General features: G+C 38.3%; 16 protein-coding genes. 7 read left to right on the top strand and 9 right to left on the bottom strand.

Annotated features, from left to right (window positions below; genetic code table 11):
* Positions 1-18 precede the first annotated feature (18 nt).
* From MKL38_RS15675 to rluB, 5 genes are all read left to right on the top strand, one after another.
* A complete protein-coding gene (locus MKL38_RS15675) occupies positions 19-681 on the top strand; it encodes an elongation factor P hydroxylase (RefSeq protein ID WP_270903718.1) in 663 nt (220 codons plus the stop codon).
* Between the two features lie 90 nt (positions 682-771).
* Positions 772-1,389 (top strand): L-threonylcarbamoyladenylate synthase, encoded by a 618-nt coding sequence (locus MKL38_RS15670; protein ID WP_003653356.1) that lies wholly within the window; start codon positions 772-774, stop codon positions 1,387-1,389.
* A gap of 224 nt (positions 1,390-1,613) precedes the next feature.
* Positions 1,614-2,405 (top strand): segregation and condensation protein A, encoded by a 792-nt coding sequence (locus MKL38_RS15665; protein ID WP_016802315.1) that lies wholly within the window; start codon positions 1,614-1,616, stop codon positions 2,403-2,405.
* Complete coding sequence (scpB, locus tag MKL38_RS15660) at positions 2,402-2,995, top strand: SMC-Scp complex subunit ScpB (RefSeq protein WP_004641560.1); 594 nt, start codon at positions 2,402-2,404, stop codon at positions 2,993-2,995. The genes MKL38_RS15665 and scpB overlap by 4 nt, the downstream gene beginning before the upstream one ends.
* A gap of 41 nt (positions 2,996-3,036) precedes the next feature.
* Positions 3,037-3,960 (top strand): 23S rRNA pseudouridine(2605) synthase RluB, encoded by a 924-nt coding sequence (gene rluB / locus MKL38_RS15655; RefSeq protein ID WP_003653361.1) that lies wholly within the window; start codon positions 3,037-3,039, stop codon positions 3,958-3,960.
* Between the two features lie 63 nt (positions 3,961-4,023).
* Here rluB and bioD read toward each other — a convergent pair whose 3' ends face one another.
* The 5 genes from bioD to MKL38_RS15630 form a co-directional block, all read right to left on the bottom strand.
* A complete protein-coding gene (gene bioD, locus MKL38_RS15650; protein ID WP_045436624.1) occupies positions 4,024-4,668 on the bottom strand; it encodes a dethiobiotin synthase in 645 nt (214 codons plus the stop codon).
* On the bottom strand, positions 4,669-5,418 hold the full coding sequence (gene bioC / locus MKL38_RS15645; RefSeq protein WP_270903717.1) for a malonyl-ACP O-methyltransferase BioC: 750 nt from the start codon (positions 5,416-5,418) through the stop codon (positions 4,669-4,671). It lies immediately after the preceding gene.
* A complete protein-coding gene (locus tag MKL38_RS15640; RefSeq protein WP_270903716.1) occupies positions 5,415-6,572 on the bottom strand; it encodes an 8-amino-7-oxononanoate synthase in 1,158 nt (385 codons plus the stop codon). The genes bioC and MKL38_RS15640 overlap by 4 nt, the downstream gene beginning before the upstream one ends.
* A 1-nt stretch (position 6,573) precedes the next feature.
* Entirely contained in the window at positions 6,574-7,854 is a 1,281-nt protein-coding gene (gene bioA, locus MKL38_RS15635; protein WP_270903715.1) for an adenosylmethionine--8-amino-7-oxononanoate transaminase, read from the bottom strand.
* A gap of 93 nt (positions 7,855-7,947) precedes the next feature.
* Positions 7,948-8,679 carry a hydrolase gene (locus tag MKL38_RS15630; protein ID WP_270903714.1) on the bottom strand — a complete coding sequence of 244 codons (732 nt, stop codon included), beginning with the start codon at positions 8,677-8,679 and terminating at the stop codon, positions 7,948-7,950.
* A gap of 355 nt (positions 8,680-9,034) precedes the next feature.
* Here MKL38_RS15630 and otsB point away from each other — a divergent pair, with 355 nt between their 5' ends.
* The gene (otsB, locus tag MKL38_RS15625) at positions 9,035-9,886 is read left to right on the top strand and encodes a trehalose-phosphatase (RefSeq protein WP_270903713.1); all 852 of its coding nucleotides are present in this window, start codon (positions 9,035-9,037) and stop codon (positions 9,884-9,886) included.
* Positions 9,874-11,307 carry an alpha,alpha-trehalose-phosphate synthase (UDP-forming) gene (locus MKL38_RS15620; RefSeq protein WP_270903712.1) on the top strand — a complete coding sequence of 478 codons (1,434 nt, stop codon included), beginning with the start codon at positions 9,874-9,876 and terminating at the stop codon, positions 11,305-11,307. Before otsB ends, MKL38_RS15620 begins: the two co-directional genes overlap by 13 nt.
* 69 nt (positions 11,308-11,376) lie before the next feature.
* On the opposite strand, the gene MKL38_RS15615 is transcribed toward MKL38_RS15620, so the two are convergent.
* From MKL38_RS15615 to MKL38_RS15600, 4 genes are all read right to left on the bottom strand, one after another.
* Entirely contained in the window at positions 11,377-12,567 is a 1,191-nt protein-coding gene (locus tag MKL38_RS15615) for an MFS transporter (protein WP_270903735.1), read from the bottom strand.
* Positions 12,568-12,857: 290 nt separating this feature from the next.
* Positions 12,858-13,322: a heteropolymeric bacterioferritin subunit Ftn gene (gene ftn / locus MKL38_RS15610; RefSeq protein WP_001214863.1), complete on the bottom strand. Its 465-nt coding sequence runs from the start codon at positions 13,320-13,322 to the stop codon at positions 12,858-12,860.
* A 252-nt stretch (positions 13,323-13,574) separates the two neighbouring features.
* Positions 13,575-15,614, bottom strand: coding sequence for an NAD-dependent DNA ligase LigA (gene ligA, locus MKL38_RS15605; protein ID WP_005042769.1), 2,040 nt, complete (start codon positions 15,612-15,614; stop codon positions 13,575-13,577).
* Positions 15,615-15,708: 94 nt separating this feature from the next.
* Positions 15,709-16,728 carry a cell division protein ZipA C-terminal FtsZ-binding domain-containing protein gene (locus tag MKL38_RS15600; RefSeq protein ID WP_270903711.1) on the bottom strand — a complete coding sequence of 340 codons (1,020 nt, stop codon included), beginning with the start codon at positions 16,726-16,728 and terminating at the stop codon, positions 15,709-15,711.
* Between the last annotated feature and the right edge of the window lies 1 nt (position 16,729).

Raw genomic sequence — 16,729 nt, 5'->3', positions numbered from 1 at the left:
CTCGGGGTAAATTAAGCAATGCACCTGTTGCAGCCGCAACCTGAAGTTAACTCTTCATTACTCGTTTGCACCCATTCAACTCATCAGAACACTCTTGTACCTGACACGGTGCAACTCTCACCATGGTCAAGCTCAAAATCAGAGTCTGAGCAAGTCGATTGGCTTATTTTACACTTTAATCACTGGTTTTCCCACCATAATGTGACATTAGTTCGTGGAGATTTTGAACCAGAATATTTCCCGGCAACAAATCAGGGTCCGGCTAAAATCCAATTCGCCCATGGTTTTTTTAACAGCGCCCTTCACGAAATCAGTCATTGGTCGATTGCTGGTGAAAAACGCCGCCTATTACCTGATTTAGGATATTGGTATGCACCTGATGGTCGAACTAAAGAGCAACAAAGTTTATTTGAACAAGTAGAAATTAAGCCGCAAGCAATTGAATGGTTGTTCTCTCAGTCTTTTGGTAGAAAGTTTAGAGTTTCGCTTGATAACCTGACAGGTGATGGCGGAGATGGCAAAATATTTAAAGATAATGTTTATGCTCAAGTACAACGTTACTTTTTAGGTGAAGCTAAGTTGCCACGTGATGCAGCATCATTTATTGGTTTTATTTGCCAATGTACACGTTCGGGTACACCATTACAATTAAATGAATTCAAACGTGAACTCCTTGATTAATTGACAAAAAAACTACGTTCAATACTTGTCTAGTTCATTTAAAAAGCCTAATAATTATTTTTAACACTGGCGTGATGGAGTCTCCAAAATATGATGCATTTACATGTACATCCTGAAAATCCACAGCAACGCCTCATTAGCCAAGCGGTTGAACGCATTCGTGCCGGAGATGTTGTGGTTTACCCTACCGATGCTGCCTACGCAATTGGCTGTCAAATCGGTAATAAAAATGCCATGGAACGTATTGCGCAGATTCGCGGTTTAGGACCTAAGCACCAATATGCAATTATGTGCTGTGATTTATCTGATATTGCAACTTATGCAAAAGTTGATAATGCAACTTATCGTTTATTGAAAGCGAACACCCCAGCCATTACGACTTTCATTTTACCTGCAACCAGTGAAGTTCCTCGTAGGTTGATGCACCCTAAAAAGAAAACCATTGGCTTACGTATTCCAAGTAACCCAATTTGTCAGGCTCTATTAAAAGAACTTGGTGAACCGCTACTCACCAGTACATTAATTTTACCAGGACAAGAAGATCCTCTAGACGATCCATACGATATTGAAAATCAGTTAGATAAAAGAATTGATGTGTTTATTGATGGCGGTTTCGGCACTTTAACAAGCACAAGTATTGTTGATTTATCGGGTGAACATCCTGAAATTATTCGCCGTGGTATTGGCGATGTAAGTGCTTTTGAATAAGCACTTACAATTTTTACCAATAGTTTTAAAAAAAGTATTATCACTCAAAAAAATACTCTTTATTTATTTTGGATTTTTTTTACACTTTAGTCGTTAAGTAATTTATTAAAAGGCACAATTCATTTAGAATGATTTCCACTATCTGCTGTTCTTCTATTTACAGCTCTCTTTGACTTGAATAACAAGTCTCATGCTTTTGAAAATTCGCGTGGCTTATAATCGTAATGAATCAATCACTTCATCAATCCATGGAAGACGCTCCACACATCCGTGTTTTAGATGAGTGGCATGACAAAATTCCTGAAGATCTCTATATACCTCCTGCTGCATTTGAGATTTTGCTCGAACAGTTTGAAGGTCCACTAGATTTTTTAATTTATCTGATTCAAAAAAACGGTTTTGATTTAATTCAAGTCGATATTGCTCCCATAGCAACTCAATATTTAACCTATATGGATAGTATGAAGTCGTTAAATATTGAGCTAACCGCTGATTATATGGTGATGGCAGCTTTATTGGCTGACCTGAAATCTCGTCTACTTTTGCCAAAACCTACGGTTATAAGTATTGAAAAAGATCCTAAACAGGAACTTATTGATCGACTTGAAACTTATCTACGCATTAAGCAAGCGGCTGAGCGTTTAGGTCAAATGCCAATTCTTGAGCGTGATACATTCAGTGCAAATGTAAGCTTAGGTCATATCGCTCCTGTTTATGAAGGCTATGATATTTCAGCATTACATGATGCGTTGTTCTGTGTGTTTAATCGCCCAGAACCCGTTATTCATGTCGTGGCTCAAGAGCCTGTATTACTAGAAGAACGCATTGCATATATTGAAGAGAAATTAGAGTCTGGTGACGTGTTAAGTTTTAAAGAATTACTCAATCCTTTGCAAGGTCGCATGGGAATGGTTGTGACTTTTATGGCTGTTTTAGAGTTAACCCGACAACAGCGAGTTAAAATTATTGCCTCTGGTATTGAAGCTCCTTTAGCAATTCAAGGATCTTCAATATGAGCTTTGAACAAAATAATAGTGATTTGTCATTAGCTGACATTCATCACGAAGTCTTATTACAACTTGAAGCAATTATTTTTGCCAGTGAAGCGCCCGTTTCAATTGCCCGTTTAAAAGAAGCATTTAATAATCAGTATAATAAACAACAGCTTCGTCAACTTTTACAACAGCTCGCGCTATTACAACATGGCCGATCTATTGAGTTGATTGAAACAGCGCAAGGGTTTCGCTTTCAGGTAAGATCTAAATATCGTAGTATTATTGCGCAAATATGGCCAGAGCGACCAACAAAACTGTCGCCTTCATTACTAGAAACACTGGCTGTCATTGCTTATCATCAACCGGTTACCCGTGCTGATATTGAACAAATTCGTGGTGTGTCTAATAATAGTCAGATTCTTAGAACACTATTTGACTGGAACTGGATTAAAGAAGCCGGTTTTAGAGATTTACCCGGAAGACCTGCGTTGCTAATTACAACGCCTCAGTTTCTGAATGCTTTTGGTCTAGCTTCGCTAGGCCAATTGCCTCCCCTACAGAACGCCAAGGAAGCCTTTATGGCCCTCGATGCAAATGCACCGAAATCATAAAGAGGTGGACTGTTGATCATTATGTCTAAGGTTGTGCTGTCATGAGTGAAAAATTGCAAAAAGTATTAGCGCGGATCGGATTAGGTTCCCGCCGATATATGGAAGAGGTTATTGCCGCAGGACGCGTGAGTGTGAACGGCCGTGTTGCCCAAGTGGGTGAGCGCATTGAACCAGGCGATGAATTACGCATTGATGGCCGTAAAGTTCAGTTTCAAATTGAAGACGAAATTCGTCGTCGTGTATTGATTTACTATAAGCCAGAGGGCGAAATCTGTTCACGTAATGACCCTGAAAAACGCCCAACCGTATTTGATCATTTACCACAAATTGCAAATGACCGCTGGGTAATGGTAGGTCGTCTAGATATTAACAGTACTGGTTTATTGTTGTTCACAAATGATGGTGAGCTTGCTAACCGCTTAATGCACCCATCAAATGAAATTGAACGTGAATATGCTGTTCGAGTTATGGGTGAAGTAACACCTAAAATACGCCAAAAAATGGTAACTGGCGTAGAGCTTGAAGATGGTCCAGCTAAATTTGAGTCTTTCTCGGAAATTGGTGGTGAAGGTATTAACCGCTGGTACCAAGTAGTGGTGAAAGAAGGTCGTAACCGTGAGGTTCGTCGTATTTTTGAATCACAAGAACTTAAAGTAAGCCGCTTATTGCGTACACGCTACGGTACAGTTATTTTACCACGCGAATTACGTACTGGCCGCTGGATGGAACTCGATAAAACTGATATCGATAATCTAGCAAAATCTGTTGAGTTAAAACCACGTCAAGGCACAGGTTTATTTGGTATGGCAAAACGTCGTACTGACCGTATGACTGAAAAACCAATGGCAGCTCGTCGCGGCGGTTTCTTACGTCAACAACGTCGCGATGATGAAAAAGAAGCTCCTGTGAATACTGGTAACCAACGCAAATCGACTGGTTTTAACCGTGGTTCTAAGAAATTCTAAAATATTAAATAATGCATAAAAAAACCGCTCTTATAAGAGCGGTTTTTTATAGCCTATTTTAAATTAATTCATTTTTGCCAACTCAATCCACTCAGCTTCAGGGAAATGAATTGCTAAATAGTCTTTCAAATAATTTGACGTATCTTGAGAAATTAATGGATCTTTTGATTCATCTTTTAAGTTATATACCAAAGCTTGCAACTTCAGTCCACGAGACTTGAGCGCTTCAAGACTAAGTAAAGTATGGTTAATGCTTCCTAAACGACCCGATGTTACTAAAATAACGGGGAACTGGTGCTGAGCAATATAATCAATGGTGAGTAAACTTGTAGTTAATGGCACCATTAATCCACCAGCACCTTCGAGTAAAACAATCTCAAAACGCTCAGCTAATGTTTGTGTTGCATTTTCAATTTTTTGAAAGTCAATTTCTCGGTTATCTAGGCGTGTTGCCAGATGAGGCGAAGCAGGATAACTAAAAATTTCCGGCATGGTGAGCTTTTCATGATCTTCTTGAAACCAACCCTGCCCCATAATTTCACGATGCTTTTCAATATCTTCAGAAATATCAGCATTACCCGTCTGAATGAGTTTTTGGGTAATCACTTTTTTACCCTGTTCAGTCCATAATTTTGCTAAAAAGCCTGTCGCGTAGGTCTTACCAATTTCGGTATCAATCCCACTCACAAAATAGATCTGACCACTCATTTACTTCATTCTCCGGGCAATACAATAGATCGGATGATATGTTAAGGAATATCCCTCAGCATGCTTAAACCGATCATAATCTTGATAAAACTGTTGTAAAGTTTGCTTAGTCCAACGATGCTGAGCAGTTGCAGTCACACCTGTTGCTTTTAAATGCTGCAATACAGCTTTAGGCGAATCGAAATAGAGTTGTGCTTCTGACTCAGACAAATGCAGAACTTCAAAACCCGCCTGAGTTAAGGCATTGTTCCAATTTTCAATAGACCAATAACTTAAACCTTGCCCTGTTAATTCTTTAATCTCGATTAAGTTTCTTGGGCCAAAAGTTGAAAAACATAACCAGCCTTTTTCATTTAAAGCAGTATGACAATGTTGAAGTACACGAGGTAAATCTTGCATCCATTGCAAAGCCGAACCAGAAACGATCATGTCGAGCTGCTGCGGAAATGCTAAAGTTTCAACATCCCCAATCAACCATTTCAAATTTTCTTGATGGTTAAAGTGCTGCTGCACATCTGCATACAAGTCATTCAAAATTAACTCTTCAATCTGAAAAGATGCAGCAATAAGACGAGTTAAATTGCCAGAACCACAACCAATTTCAAAGACACGTGACATCGTTGTAGGGCAAAACTGTTGGAGTAAAACCGTTAAATTTTGGCAAATTTGTTTTTGAACAATTGCATGCTCTGAATAGCTTTGCCCTGCTTTGGCAAAACGCTGGGCAACCAAGTTTTTATTCAGACTCACAGAAAACTCACCAATTCTTCAAGCTCATGTTGCTGTACCATTGACGTTAAAGAAATACGCAAACGCGAACTATTTTTAGGTACGGTCGGTGGACGCACAGGCATGGCATAAAAACCACTTTGCTGAACCTGCTTTGCCTTATCGATAGCAGCCTGACTTTCTCCCACAATGACTGGAATAATATGGCTGGTCGATGGACTTACATAACCCTTTTGCACAACAGCGTGTTGAAGATATTGGCTAATATTTTTTAAATGTTCACGCTGAGATTGAGCAACTAATACTTTTTGAAAAACAAAGTTTGCCCATGCCATCACAATCGGCGGTTGAGCAGTACTGAAAATAAGTGGGCGCATTTTATTAATTAAATAATCTTTAATAATTGGGTGACAAATAATGTATCCACCGACTGCTGCCAAAGCCTTACCTAATGTTCCCACCAAAAAATCGATATCTTGAATGACATTGTATTGTTCAGCACACCCTAAACCTTGTTCGCCACGCACACCAATTGAATGCGCTTCATCAACATAGAGCATAGTTTTGGCAAAGCGTTTTTTTAGCTGCACTAAAGCAGCTAAATCAGTTTCATCACCGTCCATACTAAATATACTTTCAGTCACTACAATGATTCGCTCAATCTTTTCATCATCATGATACTTTTGCAGAAGTTGTTCTAAGTGCTGTAAATCATTATGTCGATAACGCACATATTGCGCACCCGATAAACGCATACCGTCGATCATGCTCGCATGGACTAACTTATCTGCCAAAATTAAAGTTTTGCTATCAGCAACAGCAGGCAAAATACCAATATTCATGTGGTAACCACTATTAAATAATAGTGCTGCCCGACCACCAAATGCTTGGCTTAGGCTATTTTCTAATTTTTCATATTCTTCAAAATTACCCGTTAATAAACGGGATGACGAAGAACTAAAATAGCTACGTTCGACTGGAAAATTTTCTAAAAACTCTTCACGAAGTTTTACATCCGCGGCTAAGCCAAGATAATCGTTTGAAGCCAAGTTCAGCATCGTTTTATTTTGAATCGTAATAAAACGCTCATGCTGTACATTTTGAGTGAACTGTCTGAAATTGCCGTGTTGTTTTAGTTCATCTAATTGGATAGCAAAATGATCAAGCAACGACATTTCAATGCACTCCCTGCATGGTTTTAACAACTTCAACCAACTGCTCAAGCAAATAGCTTAATTCCTGACTGGTAATCACATAAGGTGGCATTACATACACCAATTTACCAAAAGGACGAATCCAAATTCCACGATCAACAAACTGTTGCTGCAATGTTTTCATATCAATATTAACAGTGAGTTCAACCACCCCTATTGCCCCCAATACTCTCACATCAGCAACATAATCAAGCTGATTGAGTGGTGTTAAGTATTGAGTAAGTTGTTGTTCAATTCGCTCAATATTGGCTTGCCAATCTTGCTCAATTAATAATTGCGTACTTTTTAAGGCAACAGCACAAGCAAGTGGGTTAGCCATAAAGGTTGGACCATGCATAAATACGCCAGCCTCACCGCGACTAATGGTCTCGGCAACATGCTTCGTCGTTAAGGTAGCAGACAATGTCATATAACCGCCTGTTAGCCCTTTACCAATGCACATAATATCCGGCTCGACTTGTGCATGTTCCCACGCAAAGAGCTTACCGGTACGCCCAAAGCCTGTCGCAATTTCGTCAAAAATTAATAACAGATTATATTGTTCACAAAGCGCTTTGGCTTGACGTAGATATTCAGGATGATAAAAACGCATGCCACCTGCACCCTGTACAATCGGCTCAATAATTAAGGCTGCAAGATGCTCATGATTTTGCTGAATCGCTTGTTCTAATTCTGCAATATCTTGTGGATTCCATTCTTCATGAAATTTGGTTTGCGGTGCTGCAACAAAAAGACGATTTGGTAAGCTTGTACCAAAAATCTGATGCATGCCTGTAACTGGATCACACACCGACATCGCATTCCATGTATCCCCATGGTAGCCAGAACGCGTTGTAATAAAATTTGTTTTTTGCGGTTTATCTTGAGCGGTCCAAAACTGCACTGCCATTTTCAAAGCAACTTCAACAGCAACAGAACCTGAATCTGCATAGAAAATTTTATCGAGACTTGGCGGGGTAATTTTTAAAAGAATTTTTCCAAGTTCAATTGCAGGGTCATGCGTTAAACCACCAAACATGATGTGAGACATGTTTTGTAATTGATCGGTCACTGCCTGATTGAGTTCAGGATGGTTATAACCGTGAATCGCACACCACCAAGATGACATACCATCAATTAAAGTTCTACCATCATCTAACTCAATAGTCGCGCCAAAAGCACGTTTGACTTTAAATGTTGGTAAAGGTTGGGTCATTGAAGTATAAGGATGCCAAATATGTTCCAAATCAAAATTATCGGTCATCCTATTTACCCTTTTACAGCGTTCAAATCTTTCATTGAACACATGTTAAACCTGTTAAGAATGAAAGAAAATTGCGATATCAATCAAAGCTGATTAACTTTGCTGATGAATTGTTAAAAATTGGCAGATTTCTTCAATTGTTCGTTCTACTTGTAGATATGGAAAAGCATGAGTAGCTTCATTTAATACTTTGTATTTCATCTTATCTGTCGCGATATGTGCAAAATTTTCCTCAATTTTGCAAGGAATGACACCATCTTGCTCTGCAAATAAATGAAGCTGTGGGCCTGAGTAATTTTTTAAGTTATCTACCAAGTTTAAATGCTCTAACATTTCTAACCCTTGTAATAACAACTCATAAGGGGGCGGATTTGCTATATTTTGCATGTTTAGCCAATCTTTTTTAGCTTGTGCTGATCCTTGAGTAATTAAATAATAAAAGCGCTTTAAAGTGACTTGTTGGTTTTGCAAAAAAGAAGCTTTAAATTGACTGAACACATCAGCAGGCATTGCAGTCTGCCAATTAGTGTTAGCAACAAAACATGGATTAGAAGCAAGTGTAATTAAAGTTTTAGTTAGACCAGTGCTCTTATAAAAAGAATCAACTAAGTGAGTTGCTAACTGACCTCCTAAAGACCACCCAATTACAGTATCGACATCATTCAATAAATTAAGCTGTTTCTGGAAACTTTCAGTTAAAACATCAAATATATTAATAAGTTGTACATCAAAACCCTTTTGCTGCAAATGCAATTTCAATGATTCCAAAGGTTCAATTCCTACTCCCCATCCTGTAATCAATAAAATTTTATTTTGTAACGTCATATTCTTACCCAAAGCTCATTTAGTGCAAATTATATATTAATATTTTAAGAAAATATCTTTTAAAATCAGCCTTAAAATTTAAAATATTGATTTTAAATCACGCATTAAAACCCATTAATATTCTGAAATATATTGATAAACAAGACCTTCATTATTAATAGGAAACATACAAAAATTTAATTATCTAAACATTGAAGCCCATCAAAAAACAACATACTCCACACTTCGCCTATAAATCCATTATGCAATGTAATTAATGTTAATACTTATGTTTTTTTATTAAAAAAAATGACTCATCAATTCATTTTAATGTTAGAAGATTAATTATTGATCAAAAAATATTGGGAAGGCTAATATGAACAGTCAAAGCAAAATATCTAATAGGAGAGAGGAAAACACATATTTTGTTACATCCAATGATATTATAAATACTTTATCCTTAGATAAAAATTACTGCTTATTTTTAGATATTGATGGAACATTAGCACCATTTCAAATTAATCCTGAGCAAAGTTTTATTCCAATAAGCACATTAGAAATTATAAAAGAAATTATTGAATTAAATATTCCCGTTATTGCTGTAACAGGTCGTGATATAGATACAGCAGGCAAGCTGCTACACCCTATTGAAGTTCCTATCGCGGGCTTACATGGTTTAGATATTTATTTTGGTTCAGATAATTATATTCGACCAGATTTAAGCAGTATTAATTTTAAAAAATTAAAAAAAGATATTATAGAATCTTGCGAGAAATATCCTGAACTATTAATTGAAGATAAAGGATATTCTATTGCTTTACATTATCGCAAAAATCCCAACTTAGAAAATCATGCATTTAATATAATGCAGCAAATTAAATCCTTTTACCCACAATTAAAAATAAATAAGGGAAAATTTGTTGTTGAATTAATTCCTAACCAAGCTGATAAAGGTAAAGCAATTCAAACTATATTAAATCATCTTAATTTACCCTCAGTGTTACCTATTTTTATAGGAGATGATTTAACAGATGAATCTGGTTTTATTTGTATTAATCAGCAATCTGGCCTCACCATTAAAGTAGGTTCTGGTGAAACACATGCCAAATATAGATTAAAAGATATCGATGATGTCGCTAATTTTCTTTTTTTATTTCAAAACAGAATAAAAAACTTATATGTCAAAAATAGCCGAAATCAGAATGGAGAAAAAATATGTCTAAATTAATCGTATTATCGAACCGAATAAGTATGCCATCTGGTAAGGCTTCAGCAGGTGGCCTTGCTGTAGCTGTACAAGATGCATTGAATGATAGCAATGGTATTTGGTTAGGCTGGAATGGTCAGCAAATTACCGATAGCAAAGCGCCAGAATTTGAGCAGGCCTATTCTCAGGGAATTGACTACATTACCTGCCCTCTCACCCATCAACAATACGCTCAATATTACTGTGGTTTTGCAAATAAGGTTCTGTGGCCAGCGATGCATGACCGAGAGGATCTTATTGAATATGATTCGCAAGAATATAATACCTATCAAAAGGTTAATCGATTATTCGCTGAAAAGTTAAAACAGCTTGCTCAGCCTGAAGATATCATCTGGATACATGATTATCATTTTTTTAGTGTAGCCCGTTACTGCCGTGAATTAGGCATGCAAAATAAAATTGGCTTCTTTCTACATATCCCTTTTGCTAGTCTGAACATCTGGCTCAAAATCCCCGTGGCCCGAGAGTTAATTCAAGACTTGAGCCAATATGATGTCATTGGCTTACAAACTCAGATTGACCAAAATGCATGTATGCAAACATGTTTAAGTTTACTTGAAGCTCAAAAAATTCGCCGTGACAGTATCAGCTACAAAAAACGTCAAATACTAATTAAATCGTACCCGATTGGTGTTCAGCCGGAGCTTATTCAAAAACAAGCGCAACAAGATTTGCCAAGCCCTTGTGTGTTTAATTTTGAAGAAATACCTCGTCAAAAAACAATCATTGGGGTTGACCGAATTGATTATTCAAAAGGTTTACTTGAGCGTTTTAATGCATTTGCAACCTTCTTAGAAACTAATCCTGAATATCATGGCTTAGTCCGACATCTGCAAGTTGCAACACCGTCACGTACTGATATTGCAGTTTATCAACGTTTATACGAACGTTTTAAGACCAAGTTGGAATTGATCAATGAAGAGTTTGCACATGAAGACTGGAGACCTGTAGATTGTTGCTATGATCCAGTTCAACACCATAATCTCATGCATATTTATCGTCACTCCGATATTTGCTGGATTAGTTCACTACGCGATGGTATGAACCTAGTCGCTAAAGAATATATTGCAGCTCAAGATCCAGAGAATCCTGGCGTACTAATTTTATCTAAATATGCTGGTGCTGCTGAGCAGATGTCTCAAGCCTTGATTGTTGATCCGCAAGATAGAGCGGCAATGATGGATGCTTTAAAAATGGCTTTAGAAATGTCTAAAGCTGAGCGTATCAATCGTTATCAACAATTGATAGAGGGTTTATCAACATCTGATCTTACTCATTGGAGAAACGATTTCTTAGATGATTTGGAAAAAACACCAACTTTACTGATGAAACCTCAACGCTTATTACAAGACAATTATCAATCTATCTATCAGGTTTTATAAATCTAAATAAAAGAACATCGAGAAATTAAATTTCTCGATGTTCTTTAGATTGTTTCTATTATTTATAAATTAATTCGCCTTTGCGAGTGTAAAGCGATTAAGTAAAGCAATAATAAATAGCAATACAGCCACACCTGTTAAAACTGTGCTTAAACCAGTCCATTCACCAATTAAACCAATTAAAGCTGGCCCACTTAAGGAACCTGTATAGGCAATCGTTGATACTAAAGAAAGTGCCGCTGCTTTAGGCATATCGTTTTGTCGACCTACGCGAGAAAACATAACGGGCACAATATTGGAACAGCCTAATCCTAAAAGTGCATAGCCTAATACAACCACTTGCCATACGGGTGCGGTCACAATAACAGCCATACCAATTGCTGCACCAATGGCACTATAAGTTACAACATTTTTTTCACCCCATTGCTTTAGTAAGATATGGCCCGTAAAACGTCCAGTCGTCATGCTCAGAGCAAAAAAGGTATAAGCAAGACCAGCAAAGGCTGGATTAAGTTCATACTTACTTGTTAAATAAATACCCCCCCAATCCATTGCCGCACCTTCTGATAAAAAGGCAATAAAACACATCATGCCAATAAGCAGAATAATGCCGTTAGGTCGATAGAGTTTTTTAGGTGTATCGGCTTCTTGATGTGGCTTTTCATCCTGTTCAAAAGACGTTAAACAAGGAGGAATGGCAACAGCACCAATGACGAGCAAAATCATTACAACAGACAAAGTACTCATTAATGGAGAAAGACCTACTGCCAATAATGCAGTCACCAGCATAGCCCCAGTTAAGCCGCCAAGGCTGCACATTCCATGGAAGCTAGACATCAGAGCTCGCAGGCTATGTTTTTCAACAACCACTGCCTGTAAATTTATAGCTACCCCAAGACAGCCTGCTGCCGACCCAAACACAAATAATGCTACAGCCATCATCACAATGCTGTTCCACATCGTTAGGCTAGGTAATAACACCATCAACAGCATCAATGCCAACGCAATTAATGGACGACATCCCCAACGCTTGACTAAAGCGCCAGTCGCAGGCATCGCAATCATTGAGCCGATACCCATACACAAGAGCAGCAAACCAAAATCGGCATGATTGAGGTTTAAACGCTGCAGGGCAAAAGGAATCAGTGGTGCCCAAGCTGCGGTCGCAAAACCTAAGCTAAAAAAGCTTAGTCGCGTTGCAAGACGCTGCGTGCTTAAGAGAGTAGCTGTATCTAAAACAGCAGGTTTGGTAAATAACATATTTCGCGAACTCACCATAAAATCATTGGCGATCCATACCAACCGATTTTCCATAGAAAAACCCTTGCCTCATGAAGTTTCTAGGCAAGGGTTTTGTTGGCGAAATTATATCCAATTCCATAAAAAAAACAGGGGGTGTGATACAATTTTTCTGACTTTTTTGTAACTACCAAAGCCTTATATACTAAGGCTTTGAATATATTAAATTTGAGAAAAATACTTTTTTATTTCTATTTTATTAAAGCTAAAAATCAGGCGATAAAAAACCCAGCATCAGCTGGGTTTTTTTATTAAATTTGAGATTGAATATAGTTTTGTAAGCCAATCAACTCAATTAAACGTAATTGCTTTTCTAACCAGTAGGTATGGTCTTCTTCAGTATCAGATAATTGTTGACGTAACATATCACGGCTAATGTAATCGCCTTTCTCTTCACAGAGTTTGATACCTGTCGCTAACTTTTCACGAACATGATATTCAAGCGCCAAATCAGCTTTTAAACAAGAAACAACGTCTGTACCAACATTGATATCTTCACGGTGCATGTTTGGTTTAGCACCTAAAAACAATACACGGCGAATGATCGCATCAGCATGAGAAGCTTCTTCTTGCATCTCATGATCAATACGTTCATAAATTTTATTTAAACCCCAATCTTCGTACATACGAGAATGGATTAGATATTGATCACGGGCAGCCAATTCTCCGCCAATGAGCATATTTAAATAGTCTATGACTTCTGGATTGCCACGCATAATAAATCTCCTATCGTATGAGAACTATTATGGGCAATCTTAAAAATGATTGCAAAGTAAAAAATAGTTAAGTTTATGATTTTTATAAAATTAAAATGAGAAACATACGCATTTGCAGTTTAAGTTAATTAAATTTTCTCTGTAAAAAGAAACGCTTGTCCGATTTGTAAGCTCAGACAAGCGTTAAAATATGACATAAACCATCAATTTATAAATTTGTAACTAAAATCAATGGTTCTTATTTCGGTAGGCTTATTCGCTTAAGGTCTGCCCATAGCTCGCCATAAGAGATAAGAAATCAGTCTCATTCATAACGACAATACCAAGTTTTGCTGCTTTTTCTAACTTAGAACCAGCCTTCTCACCCGCGACAACACATTTCGTTTTGCTCGATACACTACCGCTCACACGCGCACCTAAGGCTTGTAGCATTTGAGTCGCTTGATCACGGGTCATTTGCTCTAATGTACCTGTTAAAACCCAACTCTCGCCATTTAATGGCTGGCGTGTTGGTGCAGTCGGTGCATCCCAATGAATTCCAGCTGCAATTAAGCGATCAAGCACTTCAAGGTTGTGAGGTGCCAAGAAAAAGTCAGCAATCCATTCTGCGGTAATATCGCCGACATCCGGTGTTTTCTTTAAAGCTTCAACATCGGCAGCTTTTAGGGCTTCTAAAGTTTGGAATGTATTGGCTAACATTCTGGCAGTAGTTTCACCTACCCCACGAATTCCTAAAGCATAAATAAAACGTGCAAGCGTTGTCTTTTTACTGGCTTCGATGGCATCAATCAGATTTTGTACCGACTTCTCGCCCATTTTCTCAATACCAAGTAAAGTTTCTCGGTGCTCATGTAAATGATAGATATCGGCAACATCTTTAAGCAAATCGAGATGTAATAAAGACTCTACCCAACGATCGCCCAGACCCTCAATATCAAGCGCCTTACGTGACACGAAATGACGAATGGCTTCAATTCGCTGAGCAGCACAATAAAGACCACCTGAACAACGCGCTAAGGCTTCCCCTTCAGGCATTACAACGGGTGAGGCACAAACAGGACAGCTTTCAGGTAAATGTACAATTTCAGCATCAGGTGAGCGGAACTCTGGCCAAACTTTTTCTACTTTAGGAATAACATCGCCGGTACGGTAAACACTAACCGTATCGCCAACTCGTACATCCAGACGATGGATTTCACCAATGTTGTGTAAAGTCACATTGGAAACCGTAACACCACCCACAAATACAGGGTTTAAGCGTGCTACAGGAGTCAAAGTACCTGTACGCCCCACTTGCCAATCAATCTGATCCACCGTAGTTAATGCAGCTTGTGCAGGGAATTTATAAGCAGTCGCCCAACGTGGTTCACGACTTAAAAAACCAAGTTGTTGCTGTTGTTTTAAGTCATCAACCTTTACGACCATTCCATCAATTTCAACTTGTAGATCTGGACGTTCTTGCTGAATTTGCTCGTAGCGTTGTTGTACTTCTTGAATTGAATTACACAGATATTGACGTTCAGCAATTTCAAATCCAAGTTGTGTTAGCCATTGCAGGCTATCATGCATGGTGGTTAAGCCATGATTTGGTTCGCACTGTGCAATACCATACGCATAAAATGCTAAAGGTCTGCCAGCAGCAATATTTGGATCGAGCTGTCTTAAACTACCAGCTGCGGCATTACGTGGGTTCGCAAACGTTTTATCGCCTTTTGCTTCTTGATCAGCATTGAGTTTTTCAAAGCCAGACTTTGGCATGAGCACTTCACCACGTACTTCAAGCAGTCGTGGAATTTCAAAATGATCCGAATGCAACACTTTAGGCAAGTTGCGAATCGTTTTAACGTTCTGGGTAATGTCTTCTCCGGTTTCTCCGTCACCACGTGTAACCCCACGTATTAACACACCGTTTTCATACCAAAGCGAAATCGCAAGACCATCGAGTTTTAGTTCTACTTCATATTGTACTTTTTGATTGGGCAAACGCTCTTCGACACGGCGTGCAAATGCAAACAAGTCTTCCTGATTAAAAACATTCCCCAAAGAAAGCATAGGAACTACATGGGTCACACTTTGAAATTTAGAGAGTGCTTGTCCGCCTACCTTTGTAGTTGGAGAATCTGATTGAACCTGTTCTGGATATTGCTCTTCTAAAGCTTTTAACTGGTGAAATAAATGATCATATTCACTGTCCGAGATTGTCGGCTGATCCATCACATAATATGCATGGTTATGCTTTGCAATCAGTTGAATAAGCTGACGCATCTGTTCGATCACGGAAGTTGTTGCCATTATGTTATTCACCATAAAAAAGGGTGGAAATTTCTCCACCCTGAACTGCGACTAGATATGTTGCAATTATCGCAACGAATGTAAAAAATTAAAACTAGGCGGTCGCCTGTGCCGGACGATAATCAATCACATGATGACGCCAGTGCTCTTTTAACTGTGGTGTAAATTCAAGATTATTCTCATCATAAACTTTGCCGTCAATTTCACGAGCAATTAAACCTGCAATACTCGCCATCATGTCAAAACCAGTTACAGCTTTACTGTTTGGAAGTGCAAGGAAAAATGCCAACCCTTGGACTTGTTCAGTAGATAAGGTTTCAAGATCAAACCCAGCTGGTCCATTGTCCGTCATACGCAATACTGAAAACATAAGTACGCTTGGCTCATCAGTATTTTCATAGCGATGGAAACATGACATTTCGCCATAACGTAAACCGTATTTCAGCAGCACTTTAAGTGCTTTATCGCCAGACAACGCGCGACGAGGGTTTGGATAGACATTTAATGCAATAATCTGTTCAGCCATCGCTAATGCACTTTCATCATCATAGCGTTGCTGTTCATGCAAGTGCACATCCAGAATATTACTCTCGCCTTCAAATTCAGCAATTTCGGCAGTTTCAATATTTGGGTTCAAACTCAACTCAGGCTCAGCCTTTTCGCTTTCAGGTTCCAAGTTTTCTTCTGGTTTAACAGAAACCGTATCAACCAACTCAACTGAACTATCTGTGTTAATGGTAGAGCTTTTTAAAGTGTCTTCAGATTTAATTTCATCTGAAGAAGTTTCAACAACTGGTTGAATTTGTTCGGCCGAAATTGATTTAGTAGGTTCTACAGCCAAAGTTTCCGTTTGTTTTGTTTCACTGACTTGTGACACCGCATTTAAAGTCGGCTCAACTCGCTCTGCGCTAGTCGCCGATACACCCTCAGCTTCAGCTTGCTCAAGCTGATCTCTCACATGCCTAGGTATAACTGGCTGATTACTATCAGGATTAATATGTAAATCACTGTCTAATGAGGGTTCAGCATGGTTTGACTTTTTTAAAATCATTTTTAAGCCAATTAGCATAATAATAATGGCGACAACGATGCCAATAATCGTATTGATTTCCATT

This window comes from Acinetobacter sp. AOR14_HL (assembly GCF_027855175.1).
Lineage (GTDB): Bacteria > Pseudomonadota > Gammaproteobacteria > Pseudomonadales > Moraxellaceae > Acinetobacter > Acinetobacter calcoaceticus.
The sequence above is the reverse complement of the archived record's forward strand: the minus strand, read 5'-3'. Positions and strand labels throughout refer to the sequence as shown.